General features: G+C 40.4%; 1 protein-coding gene. It reads left to right on the top strand.

All coding sequences use genetic code 11. The features are described from left to right. Window positions 1-1010: PleD family two-component system response regulator (locus A3739_RS23375; RefSeq protein ID WP_156502787.1), on the top strand; the 1010-nt coding region annotated here is incomplete at its 5' end. Window positions 1011-1061: the final 51 nt, after the last annotated feature.

Raw genomic sequence — 1061 nt, 5'->3', positions numbered from 1 at the left:
TTGAACTATATGAACAGTGTTCGAAGAATGAATGGCGCAATACAAGCAAAAATCGCACATTGCTGGATACATCAGAAAAACTCAGCAAGTTGTCGAACAAGCTACCCCACAAACCTTTCTCTGAACAAGCACAGAAAATCAGCTCTTTATTGAAGCTCGGTCAAATTGAAGAATGCCCATCACACAAAGCACAAGAGGGCATGAAAGAAGCAATTAGCTTGATAGAAGAACAGCTAAAAATAGAAGTCGAATTACTTCTCGAACCAAACACTACTCAAATCAAGCAAGTGTTACTTGCGGTTAGCTCAAGCAAAAACGAGGCGCTACAAAGCGCCATATTAGGCGATATACCGATACACTCATTTTCGATGGAAAATGTGAATGCTGGAACCTGCACAATTATCGATGTCGATTTTAAAGGAAAAGGCAAAGGCGTCAGTCTCGCCAAGAAAATATTGCAAGCCAATCCGCATAGCAAAGTAATCTTCTTCTCTGATAACAAGATGTCATTTGAAACAAAGCTAAATGCAATTAGAGCTGGCGGCCATTTTTTCATCGATGAAAACTTAACGTCTAAGTCACTAAAAGAAGCTCTTAATACTGCTTTTCATATCGACATTGACCCCAAAACAAGAATTCTGGCGCTTGATGATTCTCCATCTCAATTAAAGCATCTTGAAAATGTGCTAGGAAATGCTGGCTTTATGTGTACAGCGATTAGCCAGCCCGAACTTTTACTCGATGCTATCGAAACGAATCAACCAGACTTGCTTTTACTAGATGTTATTCTCCCCAAGTGCACAGGGGTTGAGCTTGCGAGATTAGTACGCCAGCACACTCAATGGCGCAACATCCCTATTATTTTCCTTTCCGCAGAGGAAGACCCGAACGTACACCTAAACTCTCAAGAGTTAAGCACCACTCCATTTCTCACCAAACCAACTGATCAATCTAAGTTAGTAAATGCTATAAAACAGCAATTATCTGACAAGCAATCTCACGCAAAATAAGCAAAACTAGCCCGTAAATTTGCTAAATTCGCTGCTATCTTGCAGGAATAG

It is taken from the genome of Oleiphilus sp. HI0067 (assembly GCF_001635735.1).
The sequence above is the reverse complement of the archived record's forward strand: the minus strand, read 5'-3'. Positions and strand labels throughout refer to the sequence as shown.